Source organism: Compostibacillus humi, assembly GCF_014637175.1.
Taxonomy (GTDB): Bacteria; Bacillota; Bacilli; order Bacillales; family Amphibacillaceae; genus Oceanobacillus; species Oceanobacillus humi.
The window spans coordinates 1-23,553 of the sequence record NZ_BMEV01000034.1 but is presented as its reverse complement, the minus strand read 5'-3'; the positions used below and the strand labels follow the sequence as shown (position 1 = coordinate 23,553).

The window sequence follows — 23,553 nt, the reverse complement described above, 5'->3', positions numbered from 1 at the left end:
AGCAAAAGTGTGGGGATATATCTAAATTATACAATTTTTTGCCGGATTTTAGCTGAAGCAAAGTCGATGATCGTTACCACGACAATGATAGCAAGCAAAATCATGCCCATTTCGTTCCAGTTCCGGTTATTGGCGGCAAAGATAATCATCGTTCCAATTCCTCCGGCCCCGACAATACCGAGAATCGAGGAGGCACGAATATCTACTTCAAAACGGTAAATTGCATAGGACAGAAATTCCGGAATTATTTGCGGCAGTACAGCATAAAACAGAATTTGGATGCGATTTGCACCGTTTGCCTGCATCGCTTCAACTACTTGCATATCAATAGATTCGATAATTTCTGAGAACATCTTTCCGAGCATTCCCGTTGATCCGATGGCAATGGCGAGCACACCGGCAAAAGCATTTGGCCCAACAGCAACAACAAAAAGGATCGCCAAGATTAAGTCGGGAAAGGCGCGAATGGCAGATAATATCCATTTGCCAATAATAGAGAAATATTTACCCATCATATTATTTGCTGCAAGGAATGCCAGCGGGACAGCAATGATGGCTGCCATCAAGGAACCGGCGAAGGCAATAAAAACCGTTTCTAGCATCGATAAAGAAACTTCACCGAGTGCTCCCCAATCCGGACTAAATAATTTCGGAATGACCCGCTGAAAGTTATTCAGCGACCGTTCAATTGCCCGTCCCCAATCAATGTCAATACTTGTAAAGGTCCAAATATATAATGCAACAACGGCTATTGCAATCACAATATTGCGGATTCTTTTCATGAATGCATTTTTTGGCTTTGGCGGGAGAGAGTATTGATCCATTACACTAACGCCTCCCTTATTTTATTACTAATATACTCAATAAGAATTACTACAACAAAAATGATAATGATAATCGCCATGGCATTCGGGTAATTATAAAAACCTAACTGCTGGTTTAAAATGAGCCCAATTCCTCCGGCTCCGACAAGTCCGAGAACAACGGAGGCACGAATATTAATCTCAAACACGTACAATACAAGGGAAGTATATTGCGGCAGCACTTGCGGCACTAATGCATACCAAATTACTTGGAGTGTATTTCCTCCGGAAGCCCGCATCGCCTCCATCGGATTCATATCTACAGCTTCAATCGTTTCGCTGATTAGCTTGGCAAGAATCCCTAGAGAAAAGATAATAAGTGCCAAAATACCAGGAAAGACCCCGATGCCAAACAGGCCGACAAAAATAACGGCAAGCACTAAATCCGGGATGGTTCGCAGCAAGTTAAGAAATGTTCTTGAAAAATAATATAAAGGCTTAAATGTTGTCACGTTTCGCGCGGATAATAATGCCAAAGGTATAGTAATAATTGCAGCAATCGTAGTTGCGATAATTGCCATTTGTATCGTTTGCAATAATGGATCGAGAATGTTTGGCAGAATTGCAAAGTTCGGCGGAAAGAATTTTTTAATCACCGTGTACATATTCCCTAATGCGCCGCCTACACCGCCAACCATTTCCCGTTGTGTCCAATACATGCTGAAAATATAAATGATCAGAACGGTAAAAAAGATGACCGTTACTTGCAGTTTCGTTTTTGCCGGGTAAAGGGATGGAATCTTGTTTGTTTCTGAAGATGCTTGCGAGAGAACAGATTTCCCCTTTGTCATGATTTATCCGCCCCTCCAATCTTATCTTCCTCACGAATAGAGCGGCCGTATATCTCTTCAAAGGTTTTTTCAGATACTTCGGAGGCTGGTCCGTCAAAGACGATTTCTCCCCCACGCATGCCAATAATTCGATCGGCATATTCCATTGCCATATCAATAAAATGCAAGTTGACAATGGTCGTTATTCCGTCTTCTTTATTAATTTTTTTTAAGTATGTCATGACTTGGTGTGAAGTTGGAGGATCGAGGGAAGCGACCGGTTCGTCAGCTAAAATATACTTAGGCTGCTGGGTTAAGACACGGGCGATACTGACTCGCTGCTGCTGCCCGCCACTCAATTCATCGGCACGATTGTATATTTTTTCTTCAATATTTACCCGTTTCAGGCTTTCATAGGCAAGAGAAAGATCTTCTTTCGAATACATGTTTAAAATGGAGCGAACAGTGCCGACATGTCCTAAACGTCCTGCCAGTACATTTTTCAGTACGCTGGAACGTTTTACTAAGTTATAGTTCTGGAAAATCATTCCGGTTTTTGTGCGAAGTTTACGTAAATCTTTTCCCTTAAAAGTTAAAATATCTTCATTGTCAACGAGAAGGGAGCCGGAGGTAGGCGTAACAAGACGATTAATGCTGCGAATAAAAGTGGATTTCCCCGCACCGGATAAACCGACAATCACGACAAATTCTCCGTCTTTAATTGTAACGTTAATATTTTTCAGCCCTTGGGTGCCATTGGGATAGACCAGGCTTACATCTTTAAATTCAATCATACTTCAAAATCCTCCATTATTTTGACATTCTTCTATAATCATTAAAAAAGGGGAGGTTCTCTCCCCTTTTCCATTTATAGTTCAATGTTATCTTTGAATTTGGCGTACGTATCTTTTACAATTTGATATTCTTCATCTGTAGCTTCATCAATTGCATCCCAGTTGTACACGTCTTTCATAATTTGAATCATTTCTTCATCATCGTTAAAGGAAAGGAAGATCTCTTTAAGTTTTTGAACAAATTCATCATCCAATTCCTTCGTTACAGAGATGGTATCGTTTGGAATTTCTTCGGTATATCCAAGAATCGTCAGTTTTTCCATTACGTCTGGATATTCTTCTTCTAATTCTGTACGTACATCATCGAAGGTTGTTGCAACATCGGCATCCCCTTCATATACTGCAATGGCGGAGTTATCGTGACCGCCAGTTTCCATCGTATGGCTAAAGAATTCAGATTCTAATTGTTCCGCTGATTCCAGACCAAATTCTTCCATCAACTGGTTAGCCGGGAATAAGTAGCCGGAAGTGGAGCCTTTATCATTGTATGCCCAAATCTTTCCTTCCAAATCAGCTAAAGTTTCAATGCCAGAATCGGCACGAACGACATATTGTGCTTTATATGTACCAGATCCGTAGCGGATAGATTTCAATATAACTTCAACGCCATATTGTTCGTTGGCTAGAACGTATCCAAATGCTGGGATAAAGCCGACATGAACTTGGTTTGCTCCCATTGCTTCTACTAGAGCGTTGTAGTTCGTCATAACTTGCCCTTGAACTTCAATACCCAACTCTTCGCTTAATCGCTCTGCTAATGGTTCAATCGTATCAGCAATCGTGTCAGAGTCTTGAGATGGAACAAATCCCATTACTAAAGTGTCTGGAATCATTTGTTCAGATTCCTCAGTTGAACCTTCTTCAGATGCACTGTCTTCTCCATTACTTGTATCCGTATCCTGTTCAGAGTCTGATCCGCCGCAAGCAGCCAGAACGAACATTAGTCCGAGTACAAGTAACAGACTAAGAAATTTTTTCATGTTTCATTGGCCCTCCTAGATTTTCATTAAAATACCCTTCCATTATATTAAATAATAACTTCATGAAAATTACTAGTCCTTTTCAGTTTTTTACTAACAATTTACAAAACAGTTTTTGCTCATGGGATGGATGCTCACCATTTTTTCTTTTCTTGCATAATTTACAGTAGATAAATTGTAAAGAGGTGGATATCCATGTATTTTTTTGAACATAATCCGCAATTTCAGCGGCAGCCCCAAACGCCCCCACCTTACGACTTCTATTATCCAATGCCACCTGCTTGGCCCGGTCCTGCAAATACGCCTAATCAGCCTTATGGGTACCAAACTCCTTTTGAGTATTTTCAAAAACCTGAACCTCCGGGACTTAGTTATGGAAATAATAATGCGGATCCAGCAATGTACGGGAATATGCCCCCAAAAGCAAATTTGATGGGCCAATTCCAAAAAGAAGATGGCCAGCTGGATTTGGATAAAGTGCTGACAACAGTAGGACAGCTGGCAAATACGTATCACCAGGTTTATCCGATTATTCAGCAATTTAACGGCTTCCTAAAAAATTTTAAAACAGGAGGTTAACTTTTGCCGGGTTTATGTTTTTTAAAAATATATTCGCGCATACTAAGTCCATGAAAACTGCAATAAAGGAGTCTGAACAGATGATTGGCTGTTTAATTATTCATGGATATACCGGCGGCCCCCATGAAGTCGAACCGCTTGCAGAATTTTTAAGGAAAGAGACAGACTGGCATATCGAAGTTCCTACATTGCCCGGACATGGGAAGAAACTGGATTTAAATGATGTTTCGTATAAGGATTGGATTGACAGTGCCGAAGAAGCTTTGCAAAAAATGCAGGAATGGTGTCAAAAAATGTATTTGGTTGGTTTTTCCATGGGGGGGATGATTGCAGCATACTTGGCAGGAAAATATCATATCGACAAGCTCGTATTGCTCGCTCCATCGAGAAAATACTTATCGTTTAAACAAATCGCTGCGGATGTAAGTGACGTACTTGGCGATGGGATAAAAGGGAATTTAGGTCAAAATGAAATGTATAACCATTATAAAAAGAAATTTCACGCAGTGCCGGTAAAAGCCAATATCGAATTTATGAAGCTGGTCAATTATACCCGGCCGTATTTGAAAAAGGTAAAAACTCCGGTGTTTATTGCCCAGGGACAGCAGGACCAGATGGTGCCTTACCGGACACCAATTTATTTGGATAAAGAAATTCAATCTGAAAGAAAAGAAATTATCCTTTTTGAACGTTCCCGGCACTTGCTTTGCCACGGCGAAGACAAAGATATACTGAATCAAATGGTATATAAATTCTTAAGCCAATCCGGCGAAAAGAACCGGCGGGTAATGGAAAAAGCATAAAAAGAAATCAGCTCATAAGGCTGATTTCTCAACAAACTAATCTTGAAAGAAGGCGATGACTAACGCCCCTTCTCCGCCGTAAGTTGAAATGATCGGACCGGTTTCTGTCAGCAATGTTTCTTTAAAGTTATATTTTTGCTGTATTTCATGCAAAATCGCCTTTGCCCTTGATTTATCACGGCAATAGGTCATGGCAAGGATTTTATTTTCGGTGTTTTTCGTATGCTCGCCAATTTGTTCAATAAATCTCCGCAGCGATTTCTTTTCTCCCCTTACCTTCTCGGTTACCTCAATTGTGCCATCTTTGCTTCCTTGCATAAGCAATTTGATGTTTAACGTTTTTGCCAGCGTGCCCTTCATTTTATCCAAGCGTCCTCCGAGGATGAGATTGTCGAGGGTTTTTAATACAAATAAAGTTTTTGTTTTGTTTACACAGTCCTTGATATGTTGAACTAATTGTTCAAAAGAGTATCCTTCTTTTAATTTTAAGCCAGCTTCGTATAGCAGAAGCAGCATACCGGGAGATGCGGTTTTGGAGTTAATGACTTCAATCGTGCGATTCGGTTCTTCTTCCAGGAGCATGTTCTTCCCAGCTATCGCATTTTCGTAGGTGCTGCTTAATCCTTTGGAAATGCTTATCATTAAAATCGGCGTGTCAGGATCTATTTCTTTATAAGCTTCGTAATAATCATTTGGGCTAGGTGCAGCCGAACGGGGGAGTTCCTTTTTTTCCCTTACCTTCTGATAGAAGCCATTTAAGTCTAAATCAACGCCAACTTTAAACTGTTCATCATGAAAATGTAAATATAAAGGTACGACTTTTATTTGCAATGATTGCTGAATGCTTTTTGGTATATCCGCACCGCTATCCGTCATTAATTGAATATTCATTCAATCATCCTTTCGTTTATTTGCTTACCTTTTTAGCAATAGTTACGGTCGTTTTCCTTGACGTGCTTAATATAAATAATAGTAATCCAAAGATAACGATAGAACCTCCAAGTACTTGGGACCAGGTAATATTTTCGCTTAAAATCCAGTAGGCCAGTATAGCTGCTCCGACAGGTTCAAAAACGATGGCCATGGATATCGTGGAAGAACTTACCCACTTTAAAGCCCAGTTAAACAATGAGTGGCCTAAAAAGGTCGGGATAATGGCCAAACCTAGGAAAACGTACCAATGGGAAACGGGAAATCCGATGAAAGGGTTTTGTAATAGGACGTTATATGCAACTAACGCCAGAGTGCTCACCGAATAAACAATAAAAGTATAGGTCATTAAGGACAGATTTTTCCGCAGTTCTTGTCCTAGCAAGAAATACACTGTTACACTTACTGCTCCCAAGAGGGCAAGCATGTCGCCAAATAATGCACTTCCGCTAATTTGAAAATCTCCCCAGCTAATGATGATGCTTCCAAGAAGGGCAATAATAAGACTAATAATCGTCCCCGGAGAAAATCGTTCTCCAAACAAGAAATATGTACCAATAAAAGCAAAAATCGGCTGCATCGTGACAAGTACGGTAGAACTTGCTACAGAAGTGTAATTTAACGATTCAAACCAAAGGATAAAATGTATTGCCAATGACAACCCGGCCAGAACGGACAGAATCCAATTTTTTTTGCTGATGTGCTTTAGTTCGTCGATATACTTCATCCATATGAACGGAATCATGATGAGGACGGCAAACAATAATCGGTAAAGGGCAATTATTCCTGCTGGGGCCTGGTCGGCAAGTTTAACGAGCACTGCCGAAGTAGATACGGCCACAACACCGATTGTTATTGCGATGTATGGATTAAACGGGGGAATTCTCATAAAACATCCCTTTCCTGAACCAATGACTGACTACAATAAAATTGGTTCTATTTTATCATGTAATGTCGAAAAAAGCATCTTGATACAGGTACAACTGTTATACTATTGTGCTTAAAACAATGGGAACTAATTTCTTCCGTTATACAATCTAAATTGGAAGATGTAAAAGGAATTGTGATATGATAGAACCTGTATCTACAAAAGGGATGGAATATTTTTCATATAAAGGAATTTTTGCAAAAAATGGCTGTTCTGATAATCGAAACCTTTTCACCTAAAGAAGGTATTTATGTGAAGTATAGCAAATAAATTGTTTACCTTAATTGATGTCGGGAAAACTATAGAAGGATTCGCAGAAATTTATATAAATATGGAACGTTTGTAGATAGAAATGAAAAATTTGAAAAAGGAGTAGACGAATAGGTGACAACTTTTCAAGAACTAGGTATTTCTGAACCTATTTTAAAAGCATTAAATCGGATGGGATTTGAAGAAGCGACCCCAATTCAGGCGGAAACGATTCCCTACGCATTGGAAGGGAATGATGTAATTGGACAGGCCCAGACAGGAACAGGAAAAACGGCTGCGTTCGGCATACCGACCATCGAAAAAATCGACGTACATAAGAAGCAAATTCAGGCGCTGGTCGTTGCCCCGACACGGGAACTGGCTATTCAAGTCGCCGAAGAACTGAACCGATTAGGAAAATTTAAAGGAGTCCGGGCGCTGGCGATTTTTGGCGGTCAGCAAATGGACCGGCAAATCCGAGCTTTAAAAGATGGCCCGCAAATTGTGGTGGCAACTCCCGGAAGGCTGTTAGATCATTTAAACCGCCGAACAATCAATATTAGCATGGTAGAAGTGGCGATTTTGGACGAAGCGGATGAAATGCTGAATATGGGTTTTATTGATGATATCCGTGAAATATTAAAGAGCATTCCGGAAAACAGGCAAACATTGCTTTTTTCGGCGACAATGCCAAAGGAGATTCGCGACATTGCGACCCATTTAATGCGTCAGCCACAGGAAGTAAAAGTGAAAGCGAAAGAAATGACGGTAGAAAATATTGACCAATATTTTATGGAGATTCCGGAAAAGTTAAAGTTTGAGACATTAAATAACCATTTAGATATTCATTCGCCGGAGCTGGCCATTGTTTTCGGACGCACGAAGAAGCGGGTAGACGAGATTACGGACGGATTGCAGGCGAGGGGCTACCGGGCAGAAGGCATCCACGGGGACCTCAGTCAGGCAAAACGGATGAGTGTATTAAATAAGTTTAAACAGGGACGTATTGATGTGCTTGTTGCGACCGATGTGGCAGCTCGCGGCTTAGATATTTCCGGTGTAACCCATGTATATAATTTTGATATTCCTCAAGATCCGGAAAGCTACGTGCACCGTATTGGCCGTACGGGACGGGCGGGAAGGACAGGAGAGGCAATTTCCTTCGTTACACCGAGGGAAATCCCCCATCTTCACTTAATCGAAAAAGTAATTAAAAGCAAAATGAAGCGGATGATGCCGCCAACGTATAAAGATGCCCAGAGGGGACAGCAGCAAGTTGCGGTGGAGAAAATCGAGAAAGTCATTGCCCGGCATGAGCTGAAGGATTTCCATGAAGCGGCAAACCAGCTGTTACACGACCATGATTCCATTACAGTCATCGCAGCTGCTCTGAAAATATTAACGAAGGAACGAAGAGATACACCGGTTAAAATAACGGCAGTTGCGCCAATCAGTGTCAAAAAAGCCCAAAGAACGAAAGCCCGCCCTTCCAACAATAAACGCTACAACCGCAGCAACCAGGGCGGAAGAAACCGGAAAGGAAATTTTCAAAAACGAAGAAGAAGGGATTAGAGTATTAGGAAAGGCTCTATCTAAGATGATAGAGCCTTTTGTATTATTATCTTAAATGCCTCGCTTCCTAAAAGGTGACATTGAGTGTGGTCTCCATCTTCCATGGAATATGGGAATGTTGGGGATAATCTTCCAGTTTCGGAGCATGGTATTCACGGCCTCGATGTTCCCCTGATTTATTTAGTTTCATCGATTGTAAAAGGGAATAGGCTACTTTTGGAGATTCTATTTGAAGGAATTCTCGGCAATCTTTATTTGTTATCGTTGGTTTAAATAAGAGAAAATAATCTAATATGACCCTTTCGTGTGCGAGCTTATCTGTAAAGGAGCAATGTATGCAATACCATTTTCCATGGACTCTTGTCATCGGATATTGTCCGCATTTAGCACATTCAATCCCGTGAATTAAATGGCTTTTATCAAGGTTGTAAAGACGGATTAAATCGGGCTGATAGTCGTCATTGTACTTTAAAAAATGACTGTGAATTTCCCTTAGCTGTGAGTTTGTTAAACTGCTTTTAGGATATTTTTTCCACAATTCATCTAACTTGGAAGGCAGATTGTCGGCATAAATGACAGTATTATAAAATTGAGGATCTTCTTGAGGGTTTTTAAGGATGGTGGCAGAATCGCTTATCACTACTAATGTCTCAATGGGAACACCATATATACCGAGCATTTGCTGCAGCCAATATTCTAATTGAAGTTTATGGGCCTCTACTTGTGTAATAGGGTTTCGATAACTCTTCTCGGTATTATTATATATTTGGGTAATATTTTTTAAGTTGGAATGGTACGTCAATACACCTTTCCAATTTTTTATTTCAATGATAAGTATAAACTTATTAGACAATAAAACGGTGTCCATTTGGAAATAATGTTGGTGATTTTTTAATCGAAGGCCCTGGTAAGCGTGGGAAAAATACGTCGGAGTTGCACTTAATATATAATCAACTTGCCGTTCACCAAGATATCCAGATAAAACGTTAGCATAATCCTGATGAACTGCATGACTTTGCCTGTATTTATTTTTTAACCTTCTAAATAATGCTTCATAACAAAGTAATGAATAAGGTTTTTTTCTTTGCCTTATCACTAAAAAATCAACTCCTTTAATATAAATTCATATTATTTTTTGATTTCGACAAATTATGAGGAAACCCTTTTTTAATATGGAAAGATTTACACTTTGTGTTGAGGAATCTTCCATGAAATTAAACAATCATCCATATGAGGTGTAAATCTTCCTTGAAGCGTAATATTCTTCCAAAATGAGAAAAGAATCGTCCAAATTTGGTACAGAATCTTCCAAATGAACGATGTAATCTTCCAAAAGAAAGATCAATCTTCCATACAGCTTTAGAATCTTCCAAATCGCTAATAAATCAGCCAAATATATAAAATATGTGCCTTCTAATTTTAGGTGAATCGTCCAAAAACGTGACAATTCCTCCAAATGAAGAATAAATCTTCCAAATGATAGATCAATCTTCCAAACGGCTTGTCAACAAATTAGAAACCAATTGAACAATTATCCGTATTACAATGACAAACGAAAAGAGGGGGAGAAAACATGCGGGAACCGCCAAAACATCGAATTTCAGCAGATGCGGTGAAAGCGTGGAAAATTACTGCATCGATTTATATAGGGATTCTTTGGCTAATCGCAATAATTGCCGGTATTATTATCTGGTTTTTTGCTTGGCCATTCTGGATTATTATCGCGGCCATCGTGATTAATATCGTTTGTACTTACTTGTTTATTGTTTTATTGCCGAAAAAGCGTTGGGAAAGGTGGCGTTATGAAGTATTTGAACAAGAGATATACATACAGCATGGAATTCTAATCTTGTCGCAAACATTGGTGCCGATGATCCGGGTGCAGCATGTGGATACGAAGCAAGGCCCGATTTTGAAAAAATTTCATCTGGCGAGTGTGACTATATCTACCGCTGCAACAACACATGAAATACCTGCGCTGGATGAGGAAAATGCTTACGAACTTCGCGACCGTATTTCCCGTTTAGCAAGGGTGGATGAAGATGATGTCTAAAGTGCGCCGCTTGCATCCTGCAGCAATTCTATTTCAATTTTTTAAGCTGCTGAAAGGTTGGGTTATCTATCTTCTCATCGGGTTAATTACAATTAAAGGGGAAGGATTGATCTACTATTCTCTCTTAGTATTACTGTTTATTTTTGTTTTGCTAACCATTAGCATTCTAAAATGGTACCGATTCACCTACCAGATTGGGGAAGATGAATTTCGTATCGAATACGGCATATTTATTCGAAAAAAACGCTACATTTCCAAACATCGGATTCAGTCCATAGACCTGTCCGCAAACCCGATTCATCAAATCTTCCATCTTGTAAAAGTAGAAATTGAAACAGCGGGAAGCGGAACGGATACGGAGGCTTCTTTACAAGCAGTAAAATTAGCGGAAGGGGAAAAAATAAGGGAAAGGTTTAAAGGAAGCAGCATTCAAGAAGAACAGCCTAAACAGAAACCGGCCTCGAAGAATATAGCGAATAAAGATTTGTTTCTAGCCGGTGCAACCTCTGGCAGTACAGGGGTTATTCTGGCACTGTTGGCCGCTGTTTTTAGCGAGATAGAACAAATTATTCCCGATCATTTTTATGATCAAACGGTTGCCTGGCTCATTGGCTTAAGCGTTACATATATTATTCTATTAGCGGCTGCTGTTCTTATTTTTATATGGATATTGGGTATTGTTGGGACTGTTCTAAAGTATTGGAACTTTACGATTACGAAAACGGAAAATGAACTGGTCATTACGAGAGGATTACTGGTGAAAAAACATGCTACCATTCCATTAAAAAGAATACAGGCTGTCGGAATAAAAGAAAGCATCATTCGCCAGCCTTTAGGTTATGTTGCTGTATTTGCAGAAGTGGCAGGAAGCAGTTTAGATAACGGAGAAGACTTTTCGACGCTTTTGTTCCCCATTATGAAAAAGGGGGAAGTGAAGCGCTTTTTGCAGCACTTTTTGCCGGATTATACAATCCCCGAAGAAAGACTGACCACGATTCCCAAACGCGGGATCAAATATTATCTGTTTCGGGGAAGTGTATTATTTTTCATATTAGCTGGAGGGAGCATGTTTTTCATTCCGAAGTATAGCTGGCTGTTTATCCTATTGCTCGTAATCTCAGTTTATTTCGGATATTTGCGGTCGAAGGATTGTGGGTTTCACATCAAAGGAGAACGGGTAGTTATTCAGTTTCGTGTCTTAAGCAAAATGACGGTTCTGCTCTATAAGAAACGGATTCAGAGCATGGAGAATAAACAGCATTTCCTTCAGCGGAAGGAACAGCTTGCTACGGTCAAAATATCGATTATTGCCAGAGAAGGTTCCGCAAATTATAAATTGAAGGAGCTGGATGAAGCGGATACAAATATTTTATCCGATTGGTATTCTTTTCAGAACAACAGATAAAAAGGCGCCTGGCTATCAAACCAGGCGCCTTTTATTACAATCTGCTCAGAAGTCCGAGCAAGGCGAGGACCCCGATAATAATCCAAAGCCAATTTTTTCGCACCTTATCTGGAATGAGCCGGCGTTTCTGCCACCGGTTCGGATCAAATTGAATCTCTCCATCATCATAGTCGTATGTTCTCCTGGGCCTTCGCCAGGGGGAGTAAGGCCGGACGTTGTTCAAAATAAGGGGCGCAATTAAAAAGCCGCCGATAAATCCGAAAATATGGGCTTGGATATTAATATTCGGACGAATAAACGTCATAATTAGACCGATGATGAAAATGGTCGTTACAATTTGTGCACTTCCTTCGTCAATCAAATGTTTGCGAAAGGAAATCATAAATACATATACTCCGAACAGGCCAAAAATTGCCCCTGAGGCACCTAAATGGGCATAGCCTAAAGGCTCAAATAAAAAGGTAGCCACATTGGCAATAAAAGCCGCCCCGAAATAAGCGAAGAGAAACTTTCCTTTGCCAAGCATCTGCTCCAATGCTGGTCCAAAAAGGACGAGGGAGAAGGAATTGAATAAAGCGTGCATTAAGTCACCATGAAGAAAAACAGGAGTAATTAGCCGCCAATATTCTCCTTGAGCAATAAGAAAATTCACCCCTACCCCTAAATCCCTAATCATTAATCCAAAAGGCAATTGCAAAGCATTTATGATTAGCCAAAGGCCTAAATGGATTATGACAAGAATCGAAACGACGGGGTATAATTCCATAAATTCTTTTACACTTCGTTCATTGCGAATAAACATGAATAGGGAGATCCCTCCAAGTAAAAGGTTTTCAATTTTATTAAATTATAGATACTATTATTATAATAATACAGAAAATATACATCGATGACCATTCGGAGAAGTCAAGAAAGGATAGAAAATGATAGTCGGAATAGGTATTGATATTATTGAACTTCATCGTATTCAGAAAAGCTTAGAAAGAGGCAGCCGTCTGGCCGAACGGGTTTTGACGGAAAGAGAAAAAGAATTGTTTTATTCCTTAGAAAAAATGGGAAGAAGAGTAGAGTTTCTCGCTGGTAGATTTGCAGCAAAGGAAGCGATGGCAAAAGCGTTGGGCAAAGGTGTCGGAAGGCTTAGTTTTCAGCATATGGAAATTGTAAATGATCAGCATGGCGCACCACAGGCGAAGATTCGGGGATATGAAGGGTATCAGATTTTTCTCTCCATTTCCCATAGCAAGGAGTATGCCGTAGCGCAGGCCATCATTACGAAGTAACAGATTCTTAATATTCTCATTGCATATTTGCCGGGGTTGTCTCATATATTGTAAAGCAGCAGGAGGGAACAATGTGTTTATTGTCACTGCGAAGGAAATGTACGATATTGATCGCTACACGATGGATACTATAGGCTTGGAAGGAAAAATATTAATGGAAAATGCCGGGAGGGCGATTGCGGAAAAAATAAAACAGCTCATTAGGAAAGACGAATGCATCACGATTTTTATCGGACCAGGCAATAACGGCGGAGACGGATTTGTCATAGCGAGAACATTGCTGGAAGAAAATTACGATTTGCGGGCAGTTCAAGTTGTTCCAGATGAAAAGATTACCGGCGATGCCTTCTACCATAAGCAAGTTCTTATTCGATGCGGCGGTACTGTAATTACGACACCATCGAAAACCGAACTCAACAATATTATTCGAAATACCGATATCATCATCGATGCCGTTTTAGGAATCGGAACAAAAGGCCCGCTAAGGCAACCTATTAAAGATGTGGTGCAGCTTATTAATGATTCCAATGCGGTTATTTTTTCCGTTGATATTCCAAGTGGATTACCGGCAGATGAAGGGTTATCGGAATTTACGGCAGTAAAGGCAGATCAAACCTTTGTTGTCGGAGCGCCAAAAGTTAGTGCCTTTCTCCCTCATACCGCACCTTATTATGGGAAATGGCAAGTCGTATCGATCGGGTTCCTCCCGCGGGTAATGGAGAAGTTTACAAGAAGGAAACATTGGAATAAAAACGCTGCAATGGAAACATTGCCTAATCGGGATCCATACGCCCATAAAGGCCACCATGGGCGGGGACTGATTATTGGAGGAAGCTTGATGATGCCGGGAGCAATTACTATGACAGCAAAGGCAGCATTAAGAGCAGGTGCCGGTTTAATTACTGCAGCTACCGTCCCGTCCGCCTTTTCAGCAATCCAAGCCCATTGTCCTGAAGCAATGTGTTTTCCCCTTGAGGAAAAAGAAGGATGGATTATTCCATCCAAACTGCAATTAGATGCCTTCAATGCAATAGCTATCGGAATTGGAATGGGAAGATTTGAGGAGTCAGGAAAATTTGTAGCACAAATCGTAGAGCAGGCTAAGTGCCCGTTAATTATCGATGCGGATGGATTGCATCATCTGACATCCCATCTAAATTTGCTAAAAGAACGGTCCTTCCCGACGGTAATTACTCCCCATCCAAAGGAAATGGCCAGGCTATTAGATGTATCAGTGAAAGACGTGCTCTTAAAACCTTTTTATTTTTCAGCGGCCTTTGCAGAAAAATATGGAGTCTATGTCGTGCTGAAAGGAAAACATACGGTTATAACTTCGCCGGAAAGTATACAAGCTGTCAATGACACTGGAAATCAAGGGCTTGCCAAAGGCGGCAGCGGCGACGTTTTAACCGGCATCATTCTTGCCATGGTAATGCAAAAGCAGCCGCTGTTTACTGCTATTTGCAATGCATGCTTTATTCATGGGAAGGCGGCAGACTTACAAATCGATAAGGGGCATACTTACTATGACCTGCTGGCAACGGACGTGATTGAAGGCATACCGGATGCATATCGTACCATTTCCAATTCGTTGTGATCCAGTTCCCTGATGTTTTAAGACAAGGGAGATATGTTCATGAGACAAAATCGATTCAACTGGAAAATACTCGTTCTTGTTTGTATCGTTTTCGTATTAGCTGCGTGCGGCGCAAAATCTAAGGAAGATGTGGCGAAGGATTTAGAGGAAAATTTGGATAAGCTGACTGGATATAAAGCAAAAGCAGAAATGACGATGAATACTGGTCAGGAAGAACAGAAATATTTAATCGACATATGGCACCAAAAAGATGATAATTATCGGGTTCGGCTTTCTAATGATAAGGATGAAGACGGAGGCCAAATTATTTTAAAGAATAAGGACGGGGTGTTTGTATTAACTCCTTCACTGGATAAAAGTTTCAAATTCCAAACCGAATGGCCGGAAAATGGCAGTCAGCCATATTTATACCAATCTTTAGCGAAAGATATTATGAGCGATGCGGATGCTGCTTTTGAAGTAACAGAAACAGATTATAAGTTTCGTACAAAGACAAACTATCAAAGCAATAACAACTTGCCATTTCAGGAAATATTTTTGGACAAGAAAAGCTTAACTCCGAACCTCGTCCGGATTTTGGATAAAGATGACCACGTGCTTGTAGAAGTAAAGTTTACTTCCTTTGAACTAAACCCAAGCTTTGCCAAAGACGATTTTTCCATGGAAAAGAATATGGCGGCAAAAGATGCCCTAAAACCAGTTTCTGGACCTGGAACGACAGAAGTCCTTGAAGTCATATTGCCGGAATTTACTGCTGGTGCAGAGTTAGTAGAGCAAAAAGATGTCATTTTGGACAATGGAAAACGGGTAATTTTAACCTTTGATGGTGAAAAGAATTTTACATTAGTACAAGAACGGGTAGGAGCAATTCCGGCGATGAATATGCCTAAAGAGGTAAAAGGAGATATTGTAAATTTAGGGAATGCCGTTGCTGCATTATCAAATAACAAGTTAGAGTGGACCTATGAAGGTGTTAATTATATCCTTGCAAGTGATGAATTAACCCAGGAGGAAATGATTGAAGTTGCCCAATCAATACAAAGCAAAGCAGTACAAAATCAAATTGTTAAATAAAGGGGAAAGCAGGCTCAAGTTATGGAGGGTCTGCTTTTTTTTGTGAATAACTGAAAATTAATCCCGTTTTTACGTTTATCTTTTGTTTGCTCGAATTCCTATGCATAAAAAGGATAGTTAAGGATAAGTATATAGAGGGAGGAAAAAATTGCTAACTGTCCGGTGTAATTTTATTGTCTTTATAAGTAAATTTTTCCCGATGTAATTTATTTTTGTTGAAATCGACAAAACAACGGTTTTTTTAATAAAAATCTCCGGACATCCTTTGCAAATGGGGTAAATCAATGCTATTATTAAAGAGACATTTTTAAGTACGTTTCAACAGTTGGTGGAGGTGCATTGGTTTGTCTGAGAGTGTACAGGAGGTACTCGTGAAGTTACCAACAAACCTATTAAATGAGGTGGACGGATTAATGAAGCATGAAAATAGCAATTTGAGTGATTTTATTTGCCAGGCTACGAAAAAATACTTGGAACAAAAAAAGAACGAACACATTAAGCAATTCCAAGAATCGATGCGGCGAGGATATCAGGAAATGGGACGTATCAATTTAACCATTGCTTCAGAAGCTTTCCAAGCTGAAGAGGAGGCTGAAATCACCTTTAAACGCACCGTGATCGGGGTGTAAAGTTTTGATCGTTCAAAGAGGGGAGGTATATTTCGCAGACCTATCTCCAGTAGTAGGGTCCGAACAGGGGGGCGTACGTCCGGTATTAATTTTGCAGAATGATATTGGAAACCGTTTCAGCCCGACGGTTATTGTTGCTGCAATTACAGCACAGATTCAAAAAGCGAAATTACCTACTCACGTGGAAATTGATGCGAAAAAATATGGATTTGATCGCAACTCCGTTATTTTGCTTGAACAGATTAGAACATTAGATAAACAGCGGCTAACTGACAGGATTACAAAGCTTGATGATGAAATGATGAAAAAAATCAATCATGCTCTTGAGATTAGTCTCGGTTTAAAAGATATTTACAATGGACCTTAACTACCCTTCTCTTTCCTCTGTGAAGAAAAGGGTATTTTATTTTGCTTGCGAACATAGGTCACTCAAAGGCTGATATAAGATTCAAGAAAGTCAAGGGAGGAACATTGGTGGCAAATAATACAGAACAGAATCTTTTGCTAGAAACTGTTGCAAGAGAGGCAAAGGTAAATCAAAAAACAGTTCAAACAGTAATTGAATTATTAGAGGAAGGAAATACCGTGCCGTTCATTGCCCGTTATCGTAAAGAAGCTACGGGCGGAATGGATGAAGTACAAATAAAAACGATTCAGGACCAGTGGCAGTATGCTCTTCACCTAATGGAAAGAAAAAAGGAAGTGCTGCGGCTCATTGAGGAACAAGGGAAGCTAACCGATGAACTGGAACAGCAAATCAACGAAGCAACAAAGCTGCAGCGGGTAGAAGATTTATATCGCCCTTTCCGGCAAAAAAGAAGAACGAGAGCGGTTATTGCGAAGGAAAAAGGATTGGAACCACTGGCAGAGAAGATTTGGAAACAACAATCATTTGCTCTGGACGAAGAAGCAGCAAAATATTTTTCCGAGGAACATGATCTGCACACGAAAGAAGATGTGCTATCCGGGGTTAATGATATTATTGCGGAGTGGATTTCCGATGAACCGTCTTATCGTGAGTATATACGTGAAGAAACGATGAAGAGAGGAACGTTACGATCGACCTTGAAACAGGCGGAGAAGGACGAGAAAAGAGTATACGAAATGTACTATGATTATCAGGAGTCGGTTCGTTCTGTTGTTCCCCATCGAGTGTTAGCAATGAACCGGGGGGAGAAAGAGGAAGTATTGCGAATTACTATTGAACCGCCGATGGAGAAAATAATGAATTACCTCCATAAAAAGATTATTAAACCGCAGGCGGATGAAGAATTAAAGGAAATCATCGGACAAGCTATCGAGGACAGCTACAAACGGCTGATTTCCCCATCGATTGAAAGGGAAATTCGAAAGCAATTAACGGAAAGGGCGGAAGAAAAGGCGATTGAAGTTTTTTCACTAAATTTGCGAAATTTGCTTTTGCAGCCTCCGTTAAAAGGAAAGACAATTTTAGGAGTGGATCCGGCTTATCGTACAGGATGCAAGCTAGCCGTAGTTGACGAAACTGGAAAAGTATTGGACATAGGCGTAATGTATCCGACGCCTCCAAAAAATGATGTGGCGGGTGCAGAAAAAGTCGTTCTTCAACTTATTAATAAATATCATATTGAACTTGTAGCCATTGGAAATGGTACGGCTTCCAGAGAAACTGAACAATTTTTCTCTGACTTAATTGGGAAGCACGGATTAAATCTTTCCTATATTATTGTCAATGAAGCTGGAGCAAGTGTATACTCTGCATCGAAATTAGCCAGAGAAGAATTCCCAGATTTAGAAGTGGAACAAAGGAGTGCAGTATCTATTGCCAGACGGGTGCAGGATCCGCTTTCGGAATTGGTGAAAATTGATCCAAAATCGATTGGAGTAGGTCAGTATCAGCATGATGTAAGCCAAAAGGCATTAAATGAATCACTATCCTTTGTAGTGGAAACGGCTGTCAACCAGGTGGGAGTGAATGTAAATACGGCCTCCGTATCTTTATTGCAATACGTTTCAGGACTGTCGAAAACCGTTGCCAATAATATAGTCAAAAAGCGAAATGAAGAAGGGAAATTTTTGAATCGGGAGCAATTGAAGAAAATTCCCCGACTTGGCGCAAAAACATATGAGCAGGCTATTGGCTTTTTAAGGATTATTGATGGAAATCATCCGCTGGACCGTACACCGATTCACCCGGAAAGTTATCCGCAGACGGAAAAGCTCTTGGAAAGCATCGGCTGCACTTTTGCAGATATCGGCACTGAAACATTAAAGGAGAAGATGAAAGCATTGGATATAAAGAAAACTGCTGCCGAATTAGAAATAGGGGAACCGACCCTTTTGGATATAATTCAGGCATTAAGCAGGCCGGAGCGGGACCCGAGGGATGAATTCCCGCAGCCGCTGTTAAAACGCAACGTGCTTACATTGGAAGACTTAAAGCCGGGGATGGAATTGCAAGGTACGGTAAGAAATGTTGTCGATTTCGGTGTGTTTGTCGATATTGGTGTCAAGCAGGACGGGCTAGTCCATATTTCCAAGATGTCCAATCAGTACGTTAAACATCCGATGGATATCGTTTCTGTCGGGGATGTTGTAACGGTTTGGGTAGAGGCGATTGATTTAGAAAAAGAAAGAATTGCTTTATCCATGGTACAAGAACAAAAAGCATAAAAAGGCAAATGAAAAACTGCACTTCGAAAAAGTGCAGTTTTTTGTCTTTATTATTTTTCAACTTCGCTTGCTGCTTCAACTTCGCTCATTGGAATGCCAAGAGCTTTTGCAACACCCTCACCATACGCTGGATCTGCTTTGTAGCAGTTATTGATATGGCGAAGCTGGACTTCTTTTGTAGTGCCTTCCATTGCCCGGGCAGTGTTTTCAAACAGTCTTTGCTGCTCATCTTCTGACATGAGACGGAAGAGCTTTCCTGGCTGTTCATAATAATTATCATCGTCTTCACGGAAGTTATGATAATCTGCATTTCCGAATAAATCTAATGCTGGTTCCTGATGTTCCTTGCTATCTTGCCATTCACCATACATGTTCGGGCTGTAAGAGATGTTGTTGCCTTGCACGTAATTCATTACTCTCATAGCGCCGTCACGATGGTACGGGTTAAAGTTCTTCGCATTCTTCGGATAGTTAACCGGAATTTGCCAGTGGTTTACACCTAAGCGGTAACGCTGGGCATCTCCATATGAGAACAGACGGCCTTGCAGCATTTTATCTGGTGAGAAACCAATGCCAGGTACAATGTTTGTTGGAGCAAACGCTGCTTGTTCAACTTCAGCAAAGTAATTTTCAGGGTTACGGTTTAGTTCTACGACTCCGACTTCAATTAGCGGGAAATCTTTCTTATACCAAACTTTAGTCAAGTCAAACGGATTGTATGGCAATTCTCTTGCCTGTTCCTCAGTCATTACTTGGATGTACATCGTCCATTTAGGATAATCGCCACGCTCGATTGCTTCATATAAATCACGCTGATGGCTTTCCCGGTCTTTACCAATTAGTTCTGCAGCTTCTTGGTCCGTTAAGTTTTTAATTCCTTGCTGTGTTTTGAAATGGAATTTTACCCATACACGTTCGTTCTTATCGTTAAACATGGAGTAAGTATGGCTTCCAAACATGTGCATATGACGGTAGCTGGCAGGGATACCGCGATCACTCATAACGATGGTGACTTGGTGAAGTGCTTCTGGCAAGTTTGTCCAGAAATCCCAGTTTGCCTGTGGGTCTCTCATGTTCGTACGCGGGTTGCGTTTAACAACGTGGTTTAAATCTGGGAATCTCTTAGGATCTCTCATAAAGAATACAGGTGTGTTGTTACCTACTAAGTCCCAGTTTCCTTCTTCCGTATAGAACTTCATTGCTGTACCGCGAATATCGCGTTCCGCATCAGCAGCACCGCGCTCGCCTGCTACGGTAGAAAAACGAATGAACATATCTGTTTTCTTTCCAACTTCAGAGAATAATTTTGCTTTTGTATATTTTGTAATGTCATTTGTAACGGTGAACGTACCGTATGCACCAGAACCTTTAGCATGCATTCGGCGTTCAGGAATAACTTCTCTATCAAAATGTGCTAGTTTTTCAATAAACCAGTAATCTTCCATTAGTAGTGGACCACGCGGGCCAGCTGTCTTTGAGTCATCATCGTTAGGCACTGGTGCACCAAACGCTGTCGTCAATCTCTTTTTTTCCTCAGACATTCACAAATCCCTCCATCTAGTTAAAATACAATTATTATAATATCATAACCGTTTTTAAATTACTATTAATAAATCTTAAAAACTATTTCGTAAATTTAAAATGTATTATTTCTCATTTATTTACTTTAATTGAAAATTGCAAACCACAAGCAAACATTTTCTGCACAACACAAAGGTTACTTATGTAAATTTAACCACATCCTTGCAATGTAATGTCCGCTAATCATTATTATACATAAGATTAAACAAAAATCAATGTTTAATTAAAATTATTATAAATAAAAACGGGCGATAAATTTTTGTTTTATTTCGATGGAAAGCAATTGAGAAAAAGAGTCATCTAAGTGATAATATAAATAAAAATACAAAATGGAGATTATGGCAAATGGACTTATTTAATGAAAAGAATCTTCATCAATTGGTTAATCAAGTGTCCATGGAATTTTTTAATAAACCTTTCATACATACCGTCAAATTTAATTCTCGTTTAAGAACAACAGGAGGAAGATATATTCCTTCCGAAAAGGTTATTGAATTGAACCCGAAATACTATACAGAAATGGATTGGGAAGAATTTATAGGAATTATAAAACACGAATTATGTCATTATCACTTGCATGTTGAAGGGAAAGGATACCAGCATCGGGATCGTGAGTTTAAGGAACTCTTAAAAAGGACAGGTGCGCCGCGGTTTTGCAAGCCGCTGCCTTCAGAAAGAAATAAAAAAACCTACATATATAGATGCGGTTCTTGTGGGATGGAGTATATCCGCAAAAGGAGATTTAATGTGAATCGGTATCGGTGTGGTGCATGTGGAGGAAAAATTATTTACCTTTCATAGAAGGATTCTTTGAAGTGTGTTGATTGAAACTTATCTATATAAAATGATATTTTATCTCTAAGTTTTATAGTATACTATATAATATACTTACTTCACTACTATGGTTTATAGATAGAGAAAAAAATCATCAAAAAGTCATTGACGAAAATAGAAATCCATGATAAATTAATTAAGCCGTCAACTTAAACGGCAAAACCAAAAAGCATTGACAACCTGTTTGTTGTAGTGTATTATATATAACGCTGTTGTTAACTTAATGGTTAAAATTATTCCACAGTAGCTCAGTGGTAGAGCAACGAGCAACGCATCTGCCGAAAATGCTGCGAGTTGCGAGGAGTGCTGCATCGCCGAATGAGCTTGCAACACGACGAGCAATTAAATAGCAAATAAAACTCAGCACAACAGTTAATAACCTTTTATCAAATTCCACAGTAGCTCAGTGGTAGAGCAATCGGCTGTTAACCGATCGGTCGTAGGTTCGAATCCTACCTGTGGAGCCAGTTGGAGAAGTACTCAAGTGGCTGAAGAGGCGCCCCTGCTAAGGGTGTAGGTCGGCGTAAGCCGGCGCGAGGGTTCAAATCCCTCCTTCTCCGCCATTTTCTGGCCCGTTGGTCAAGTGGTTAAGACACCGCCCTTTCACGGCGGTAACACGGGTTCGAATCCCGTACGGGTCACCATTCTTTTTGGTCCGGTAGTTCAGTTGGTTAGAATGCCTGCCTGTCACGCAGGAGGTCGCGGGTTCGAGTCCCGTCCGGACCGCCATCTGTTGGGCCATAGCCAAGCGGTAAGGCAACGGGTTTTGGTCCCGTGATCCTAGGTTCGAATCCTAGTGGCCCAGCCATTTTCCTTATATCTTGGATCTTAGCTTCATACTATTGTTTCAATAGTATTTTTTTATGTGAGCCATTAGCTCAGTCGGTAGAGCAACGAGCAAAACATCTGCCGAAAATGCTTCGAGTTGCGAGGAGTGCTGCATCATCGAATGAGCTTGCAACACGACGAGCATCTCAAACAAAACAGCAAGCGGGCTGTATTTAAGATAATTTGAGCCATTAGCTCAGTCGGTAGAGCATCTGACTTTTAATCAGAGGGTCGTAGGTTCGATTCCTACATGGCTCACCATTATGCGGATGTGGCGGAATTGGCAGACGCGCTAGAATCAGGCTCTAGTGTCCGTTGAGGACGTGGGGGTTCGACTCCCTTCATCCGCATGCATTAATGACATGAATCTTGCGGTCGTGGCGGAATGGCAGACGCGCTAGGTTGAGGGCCTAGTGGGAGTTAATCCCGTGGAGGTTCAAGTCCTCTCGGCCGCACCAAAAAACTTGCATTTTATTTTTGTATGTGTTAATATAAAAAGGTCGCGTTTTTGTTGTTGCGCCCGTAGCTCAATTGGATAGAGCGTTTGACTACGGATCAAAAGGTTAGGGGTTCGACTCCTCTCGGGCGCGTTTTGCGGGAAGTAGCTCAGCTTGGTAGAGCACTTGGTTTGGGACCAAGGGGTCGCAGGTTCGAATCCTGTCTTCCCGACCAGTTAGTTTGATATGCGGGTGTAGTTTAGTGGTAAAACCACAGCCTTCCAAGCTGTTGTCGAGGGTTCGATTCCCTTCACCCGCTCCATTAATTAATAACATGGGCCTGTAGCTCAGCCGGTTAGAGCGCACGCCTGATAAGCGTGAGGTCGGTGGTTCGAGTCCACTCAGGCCCATCCGCTTTTTTGAGAAAAAGTATTGACTTTTGATTTAAAAAGTGGTAATATTAAAGACCTGCCGTTAAAAAGGCAGAATGATTTGCTCTTTGAAAACTGAACAAAACAACCTGTGCAGAGGGAAGAAGCAACGCTTCAATCCCCTGAAAAGAAACGCTAAGATAAATGAACGTTGTTCATTTAAACAAACTTTTTTTGGAGAGTTTGATCTTGGCTCAGGACGAACGCTGGCGGCGTGCCTAATA

21 protein-coding genes and 12 tRNA genes are annotated in these 23,553 nt (G+C 40.6%); 24 read left to right on the top strand and 9 right to left on the bottom strand.

All coding sequences use genetic code 11. The features are described 5' to 3' along the window. Positions 1 to 26: 26 nt before the first annotated feature. From phnE (IEV18_RS09985) to IEV18_RS09970, 4 genes are all read right to left on the bottom strand, one after another. Entirely contained in the window at positions 27 to 824 is a 798-nt protein-coding gene (phnE, locus tag IEV18_RS09985) for a phosphonate ABC transporter, permease protein PhnE (protein WP_188392238.1), read from the bottom strand. After that, positions 824 to 1,654 (bottom strand): phosphonate ABC transporter, permease protein PhnE, encoded by an 831-nt coding sequence (phnE, locus tag IEV18_RS09980; protein ID WP_188392237.1) that lies wholly within the window; start codon positions 1,652 to 1,654, stop codon positions 824 to 826. The genes phnE (IEV18_RS09985) and phnE (IEV18_RS09980) overlap by 1 nt, the downstream gene beginning before the upstream one ends. Next, a complete protein-coding gene (gene phnC, locus IEV18_RS09975; RefSeq protein WP_188392236.1) occupies positions 1,651 to 2,427 on the bottom strand; it encodes a phosphonate ABC transporter ATP-binding protein in 777 nt (258 codons plus the stop codon). The genes phnE (IEV18_RS09980) and phnC overlap by 4 nt, the downstream gene beginning before the upstream one ends. Before the next feature lie 74 nt (positions 2,428 to 2,501). Then, positions 2,502 to 3,467 carry a phosphate/phosphite/phosphonate ABC transporter substrate-binding protein gene (locus IEV18_RS09970; RefSeq protein WP_188392235.1) on the bottom strand — a complete coding sequence of 322 codons (966 nt, stop codon included), beginning with the start codon at positions 3,465 to 3,467 and terminating at the stop codon, positions 2,502 to 2,504. Positions 3,468 to 3,662: 195 nt separating this feature from the next. Between IEV18_RS09970 and IEV18_RS09965 the strand changes: the two genes are divergently transcribed. Both IEV18_RS09965 and IEV18_RS09960 read left to right on the top strand, forming a co-directional pair. Next, a complete protein-coding gene (locus IEV18_RS09965; RefSeq protein WP_188392234.1) occupies positions 3,663 to 4,046 on the top strand; it encodes a YppG family protein in 384 nt (127 codons plus the stop codon). Between the two features lie 80 nt (positions 4,047 to 4,126). Next, complete coding sequence (locus tag IEV18_RS09960) at positions 4,127 to 4,849, top strand: alpha/beta hydrolase (protein WP_188392233.1); 723 nt, start codon at positions 4,127 to 4,129, stop codon at positions 4,847 to 4,849. 36 nt (positions 4,850 to 4,885) lie between these two features. Here IEV18_RS09960 and IEV18_RS09955 read toward each other — a convergent pair whose 3' ends face one another. Together IEV18_RS09955 and IEV18_RS09950 are read right to left on the bottom strand one after the other, a co-directional pair. After that, entirely contained in the window at positions 4,886 to 5,740 is an 855-nt protein-coding gene (locus tag IEV18_RS09955) for a DegV family protein (protein WP_188392232.1), read from the bottom strand. 16 nt (positions 5,741 to 5,756) lie between these two features. Next, complete coding sequence (locus IEV18_RS09950) at positions 5,757 to 6,668, bottom strand: DMT family transporter (RefSeq protein WP_188392231.1); 912 nt, start codon at positions 6,666 to 6,668, stop codon at positions 5,757 to 5,759. A 423-nt stretch (positions 6,669 to 7,091) separates the two neighbouring features. On the opposite strand from IEV18_RS09950, the gene cshA reads away from it, so the two are divergent. Then, positions 7,092 to 8,528 carry a degradosome RNA helicase CshA gene (gene cshA / locus IEV18_RS09945; RefSeq protein WP_229733622.1) on the top strand — a complete coding sequence of 479 codons (1,437 nt, stop codon included), beginning with the start codon at positions 7,092 to 7,094 and terminating at the stop codon, positions 8,526 to 8,528. Positions 8,529 to 8,595: 67 nt separating this feature from the next. Here the strand turns inward: cshA and IEV18_RS09940 are convergent, their stop codons facing one another. Then, positions 8,596 to 9,624 carry a nuclease-related domain-containing protein gene (locus IEV18_RS09940; RefSeq protein WP_188392230.1) on the bottom strand — a complete coding sequence of 343 codons (1,029 nt, stop codon included), beginning with the start codon at positions 9,622 to 9,624 and terminating at the stop codon, positions 8,596 to 8,598. A 477-nt stretch (positions 9,625 to 10,101) separates the two neighbouring features. On the opposite strand from IEV18_RS09940, the gene IEV18_RS09935 reads away from it, so the two are divergent. Beyond that, complete coding sequence (locus tag IEV18_RS09935; protein WP_188392229.1) at positions 10,102 to 10,581, top strand: PH domain-containing protein; 480 nt, start codon at positions 10,102 to 10,104, stop codon at positions 10,579 to 10,581. After that, positions 10,571 to 11,986: a PH domain-containing protein gene (locus tag IEV18_RS09930; protein ID WP_229733621.1), complete on the top strand. Its 1,416-nt coding sequence runs from the start codon at positions 10,571 to 10,573 to the stop codon at positions 11,984 to 11,986. The genes IEV18_RS09935 and IEV18_RS09930 overlap by 11 nt, the downstream gene beginning before the upstream one ends. A gap of 34 nt (positions 11,987 to 12,020) precedes the next feature. On the opposite strand, the gene IEV18_RS09925 is transcribed toward IEV18_RS09930, so the two are convergent. Then, positions 12,021 to 12,788, bottom strand: coding sequence for a rhomboid family intramembrane serine protease (locus IEV18_RS09925; RefSeq protein WP_188392228.1), 768 nt, complete (start codon positions 12,786 to 12,788; stop codon positions 12,021 to 12,023). A 121-nt stretch (positions 12,789 to 12,909) separates the two neighbouring features. On the opposite strand from IEV18_RS09925, the gene acpS reads away from it, so the two are divergent. The 6 genes from acpS (at position 12,910) to IEV18_RS09895 (ending at position 19,218) form a co-directional block, all read left to right on the top strand. Further along, on the top strand, positions 12,910 to 13,266 hold the full coding sequence (acpS, locus tag IEV18_RS09920) for a holo-ACP synthase (RefSeq protein WP_188392227.1): 357 nt from the start codon (positions 12,910 to 12,912) through the stop codon (positions 13,264 to 13,266). 73 nt (positions 13,267 to 13,339) lie between these two features. Beyond that, positions 13,340 to 14,863, top strand: coding sequence for an NAD(P)H-hydrate dehydratase (locus tag IEV18_RS09915; RefSeq protein WP_188392226.1), 1,524 nt, complete (start codon positions 13,340 to 13,342; stop codon positions 14,861 to 14,863). A 39-nt stretch (positions 14,864 to 14,902) separates the two neighbouring features. Beyond that, positions 14,903 to 15,937, top strand: a complete 1,035-nt coding sequence (locus IEV18_RS09910) for a LolA family protein (RefSeq protein ID WP_188392225.1) — start codon at positions 14,903 to 14,905, stop codon at positions 15,935 to 15,937. 344 nt (positions 15,938 to 16,281) lie between these two features. Beyond that, positions 16,282 to 16,566, top strand: a complete 285-nt coding sequence (locus tag IEV18_RS09905; RefSeq protein ID WP_188392224.1) for a CopG family ribbon-helix-helix protein — start codon at positions 16,282 to 16,284, stop codon at positions 16,564 to 16,566. Between the two features lie 4 nt (positions 16,567 to 16,570). Continuing rightward, positions 16,571 to 16,933: a type II toxin-antitoxin system PemK/MazF family toxin gene (locus IEV18_RS09900; RefSeq protein ID WP_188392223.1), complete on the top strand. Its 363-nt coding sequence runs from the start codon at positions 16,571 to 16,573 to the stop codon at positions 16,931 to 16,933. A 107-nt stretch (positions 16,934 to 17,040) separates the two neighbouring features. After that, entirely contained in the window at positions 17,041 to 19,218 is a 2,178-nt protein-coding gene (locus IEV18_RS09895; protein ID WP_373281909.1) for a Tex family protein, read from the top strand. A 50-nt stretch (positions 19,219 to 19,268) separates the two neighbouring features. Here IEV18_RS09895 and IEV18_RS09890 read toward each other — a convergent pair whose 3' ends face one another. Continuing rightward, positions 19,269 to 20,759: a catalase gene (locus IEV18_RS09890; protein ID WP_188392222.1), complete on the bottom strand. Its 1,491-nt coding sequence runs from the start codon at positions 20,757 to 20,759 to the stop codon at positions 19,269 to 19,271. A gap of 385 nt (positions 20,760 to 21,144) precedes the next feature. Here IEV18_RS09890 and IEV18_RS09885 point away from each other — a divergent pair, with 385 nt between their 5' ends. The 13 genes from IEV18_RS09885 (at position 21,145) to IEV18_RS09825 (ending at position 23,308) form a co-directional block, all read left to right on the top strand. Beyond that, positions 21,145 to 21,600, top strand: a complete 456-nt coding sequence (locus tag IEV18_RS09885) for a SprT family protein (RefSeq protein ID WP_188392221.1) — start codon at positions 21,145 to 21,147, stop codon at positions 21,598 to 21,600. Positions 21,601 to 22,025: 425 nt separating this feature from the next. Then, positions 22,026 to 22,100, top strand: a tRNA-Asn gene (locus IEV18_RS09880). Between the two features lie 3 nt (positions 22,101 to 22,103). Then, positions 22,104 to 22,196 (top strand) — tRNA-Ser (locus IEV18_RS09875). A gap of 6 nt (positions 22,197 to 22,202) precedes the next feature. After that, a tRNA-Glu gene (locus IEV18_RS09870) sits at positions 22,203 to 22,277 on the top strand. A gap of 8 nt (positions 22,278 to 22,285) precedes the next feature. Further along, positions 22,286 to 22,362, top strand: a tRNA-Asp gene (locus tag IEV18_RS09865). A gap of 5 nt (positions 22,363 to 22,367) precedes the next feature. Continuing rightward, positions 22,368 to 22,441, top strand: a tRNA-Gln gene (locus IEV18_RS09860). A 205-nt stretch (positions 22,442 to 22,646) separates the two neighbouring features. After that, positions 22,647 to 22,722 (top strand) — tRNA-Lys (locus IEV18_RS09855). A 4-nt stretch (positions 22,723 to 22,726) separates the two neighbouring features. Next, positions 22,727 to 22,811, top strand: a tRNA-Leu gene (locus tag IEV18_RS09850). Positions 22,812 to 22,832: 21 nt separating this feature from the next. Further along, a tRNA-Leu gene (locus tag IEV18_RS09845) sits at positions 22,833 to 22,919 on the top strand. Positions 22,920 to 22,977: 58 nt separating this feature from the next. Beyond that, a tRNA-Arg gene (locus IEV18_RS09840) sits at positions 22,978 to 23,051 on the top strand. A gap of 5 nt (positions 23,052 to 23,056) precedes the next feature. Then, positions 23,057 to 23,133: transfer RNA gene (locus tag IEV18_RS09835), tRNA-Pro, on the top strand. A 13-nt stretch (positions 23,134 to 23,146) separates the two neighbouring features. After that, positions 23,147 to 23,220, top strand: a tRNA-Gly gene (locus IEV18_RS09830). 14 nt (positions 23,221 to 23,234) lie between these two features. After that, a tRNA-Ile gene (locus IEV18_RS09825) sits at positions 23,235 to 23,308 on the top strand. The last annotated feature ends 245 nt before the right edge of the window (positions 23,309 to 23,553 follow it).

Bases quoted from the DNA above. Each gene is read 5' to 3' on its own strand.
- phnE (WP_188392238.1), bottom strand. From the start codon at position 824: ATGGATCAATACTCTCTCCCGCCAAAGCCAAAAAATGCATTCATGAAA.
- phnE (WP_188392237.1), bottom strand. From the start codon at position 1,654: ATGACAAAGGGGAAATCTGTTCTCTCGCAAGCATCTTCAGAAACAAAC.
- phnC (WP_188392236.1), bottom strand. From the start codon at position 2,427: ATGATTGAATTTAAAGATGTAAGCCTGGTCTATCCCAATGGCACCCAA.
- IEV18_RS09970 (WP_188392235.1), bottom strand. From the start codon at position 3,467: ATGAAAAAATTTCTTAGTCTGTTACTTGTACTCGGACTAATGTTCGTT.
- IEV18_RS09965 (WP_188392234.1), top strand. From the start codon at position 3,663: ATGTATTTTTTTGAACATAATCCGCAATTTCAGCGGCAGCCCCAAACG.
- IEV18_RS09960 (WP_188392233.1), top strand. From the start codon at position 4,127: ATGATTGGCTGTTTAATTATTCATGGATATACCGGCGGCCCCCATGAA.
- IEV18_RS09955 (WP_188392232.1), bottom strand. From the start codon at position 5,740: ATGAATATTCAATTAATGACGGATAGCGGTGCGGATATACCAAAAAGC.
- IEV18_RS09950 (WP_188392231.1), bottom strand. From the start codon at position 6,668: ATGAGAATTCCCCCGTTTAATCCATACATCGCAATAACAATCGGTGTT.
- IEV18_RS09935 (WP_188392229.1), top strand. From the start codon at position 10,102: ATGCGGGAACCGCCAAAACATCGAATTTCAGCAGATGCGGTGAAAGCG.
- IEV18_RS09930 (WP_229733621.1), top strand. From the start codon at position 10,571: ATGATGTCTAAAGTGCGCCGCTTGCATCCTGCAGCAATTCTATTTCAA.
- IEV18_RS09925 (WP_188392228.1), bottom strand. From the start codon at position 12,788: ATGTTTATTCGCAATGAACGAAGTGTAAAAGAATTTATGGAATTATAC.
- acpS (WP_188392227.1), top strand. From the start codon at position 12,910: ATGATAGTCGGAATAGGTATTGATATTATTGAACTTCATCGTATTCAG.
- IEV18_RS09910 (WP_188392225.1), top strand. From the start codon at position 14,903: ATGAGACAAAATCGATTCAACTGGAAAATACTCGTTCTTGTTTGTATC.
- IEV18_RS09890 (WP_188392222.1), bottom strand. From the start codon at position 20,759: ATGTCTGAGGAAAAAAAGAGATTGACGACAGCGTTTGGTGCACCAGTG.
- IEV18_RS09885 (WP_188392221.1), top strand. From the start codon at position 21,145: ATGGACTTATTTAATGAAAAGAATCTTCATCAATTGGTTAATCAAGTG.